At 41.4% G+C, this 2,551-nt stretch carries 3 protein-coding genes; all 3 read right to left on the bottom strand.

The window, feature by feature from the left end; all coding sequences use genetic code 11:
• Positions 1-119: 119 nt before the first annotated feature.
• On the bottom strand, positions 120-611 hold the full coding sequence (locus LC574_RS35155) for a hypothetical protein (protein ID WP_229458247.1): 492 nt from the start codon (positions 609-611) through the stop codon (positions 120-122).
• 81 nt (positions 612-692) lie between these two features.
• The gene (locus LC574_RS35150; protein WP_229458245.1) at positions 693-1,577 is read right to left on the bottom strand and encodes an ATP-grasp domain-containing protein; all 885 of its coding nucleotides are present in this window, start codon (positions 1,575-1,577) and stop codon (positions 693-695) included.
• Between the two features lie 87 nt (positions 1,578-1,664).
• The coding region (locus LC574_RS35145) for an RtcB family protein (RefSeq protein ID WP_229458243.1) at positions 1,665-2,551 on the bottom strand (887 nt) is incomplete at its 5' end.

Below are 2,551 nucleotides of genomic sequence, written 5' to 3'. Positions count from 1 at the left end.
CGGTTCTCTTTTTGGCGATGGCTTTTGGTCAGATGGATTCAAAGGAGGTACGTTGTTGCCTTGGGTAGGTAAATACTGCTTTTGTTGTGATTTGGCAAACTTTTTTGATTGTGTCATGATCATAGGTTACCAGATGGACATTCGGCTTCAAGCTCTGCTTTGAGTGCCATTCCCAGATGAAGAATTTGGCGATCGCAGACTCCGCGCTGTGGGATAATTTCGATAGTGCGATAGCTCCCAACGATCAGCTCATCTGCTACTCTCTTAAATAAACTGGAATCAAAACAGACTAAGAGAAATTTTATTTTTTGATGCCAACGCGCTTGAGTCGGAATCCCCTTTGGAGTGACATTAACCAAACCTCTCATCATCTGCGTACTGTGTAACCTTCCACCTGCTAGCCGCCAATCTATTTGACATGAATTACCAAGCCAAATATTAATGCTGTGCTGCTGTAAGCATAGCTCTGGACATTCAAAGGCGGGTAAATAATGCTGTTCAAGCACAATCCCGTTCCAGTGATTAGTGCTGGACAAAATAGGAGGTTTGCTGCTCATCGGTACAAGATTTCCGCTTGCCACGTCAATAGCTGAGAGTTGTTGAGATTTCATGTTGCTACTCACTTGTGAGCTACTACAAAAAAGATGGTAAGCTAATGCGCGATCAAATTACATAATTTCGCATTAAAACCATCAATAGTGTATATCTTTCAACTTATTCCACAATTCAAGTGCAGGAATGTGACTCAGACCAGCAAATTGTGCATCGGCTGTTTCTATGACTATCCATTCTCCACTTTCTAATTGCCCAATATCAATTGCTATATAAGGAACACCAAGGCGTTCAGAAGCTAAAACTGCCAACTTTAATACTTGCGTCTCTTCTTGTTTTGATAACTTGCTTAAGTCATCTTGTCCATCCCAATAATATCCATATTTTAGAATCCTCTGATTATAAATAAAACATCTAAATTCTCTTCCCATTGGAAAGCCATTTGGGGCTAGGCGTTTATGCCATAACTTTACTAATTTCCTAACAATAACTCTACCTCGTGAACCATATTTAAGTTTTAATAACAATTCTGTCAGTCTGACTAATTCCTCCTGATTATTCGCTACACAAGACTCCCATCCTTGCATTTTTCTAGATTGAACTGCGCCTTTGACAAACACAGGAAATCCCAATAATTCGCCAGCCACAATACATTCGTTCGTTGAGGTAATTACCAAACTGTCAGGTGTCAATCCTTTTAAGTGAGGGTAAAATAGGTCAAACTCTAGTGCTGTCTGGTGTTCTAAAGGAGTATTGAGTAGTTTTATTCCCTTAGCCAAGGCTGCATAATATATGGCTTTGTAACGCTCAAACTCAGGGATATATCCTATCCAGATACCAGCAGTTGCTTTAGGATAATTAGGAATGTGCCATAAAGCATTTTCTGCTGTACTACATCGTTCAAAATCTCGCGGTATATAGTAGACTTTGCACCCTAATAATTGGGCAGCCTCAGTCATCAATTTATTTTCACTAGCGCTAGCAGATGCCTCTATTTGTTCAGTCGATTCACTTAAAACAATCATTTATTCCTCAGCGTACCTCTGCGGTTACCTCAGCGTGCCTCTGCGTTTAAAAAAATAAAAAAGGTGGGCATTACCCACCCTACAAACTTATCCCTTAACACAAAGAACTTGCTTAAGCGTTGCTACAACTTCAACCAAATCCGCTTGATTTTCCATAACTTGTTCTATCGGCTTATAAGCACCAGGAATCTCATCTAACACGCCCTCATCTTTGCGGCATTCTACACCATTTGTTTGCTCAATTAAATCATCCAGCGTATAGACATTTTTTGCCTTATTTCTAGACAACAAACGCCCTGCACCGTGAGAACAAGAACAGAAACTGTGGGCATTACCTTTACCCTTAACGATGAAAGACTTTGCCCCCATCGAACCAGGAATAATCCCATAATCTTCAGTCTGGGCGCGGACTGCACCTTTACGAGTAACGTACACATCCTCATCAAAATGCACTTCTTTTTCGGCGTAATTGTGATGACAATTAACCTGTAATAAAGGTTTAGTTGCCTTCCCACCTGCTAAATGCTTCTCAACTATATGCTTAAAACGCGCCATCATCACATCGCGGTTGACACGCGCATAGTTTTGTGACCATTGCAAATCGTGCCAGTATGCTTGGAATTCTGGCGTACCAGCGACAAAGTGAGCTAAATCAGGGTCAGGCAATTTATTACCAGCCATTTTGGCTAATTCTCTGGCTGTGTGAATATGACACTGGGCGAGTTTATTGCCGATGTTACGCGAACCAGAATGCAGCATTAGCCAAACTTGATTCTCTGTATCAAGGCACACTTCAATAAAGTGGTTTCCTCCACCGAGAGAACCCATCTGTTTCATCGCTTTACTTTGTAGGTCTTGCACCCCGCGATGCAAGTCGTTTAAACCTTGAGCTTCTTCCGAGTGCAGCATCTCTAAGTACGATCGCAGATGGTTGCTGTAAATTCCCGCTTCTGTGGAAGCATATTGTAATAACT

The organism is Nostoc sp. CHAB 5715, from assembly GCF_020829685.1.
GTDB lineage: Bacteria > Cyanobacteriota > Cyanobacteriia > Cyanobacteriales > Nostocaceae > Nostoc.
This window is presented reverse-complemented; position numbering and strand designations above follow the sequence as displayed.

Excerpts from the sequence above, each read along its gene's own strand:
- LC574_RS35155 (WP_229458247.1), bottom strand. The coding sequence starts at position 611 with ATGAAATCTCAACAACTCTCAGCTATTGACGTGGCAAGCGGAAATCTT.
- LC574_RS35150 (WP_229458245.1), bottom strand. The coding sequence starts at position 1,577 with ATGATTGTTTTAAGTGAATCGACTGAACAAATAGAGGCATCTGCTAGC.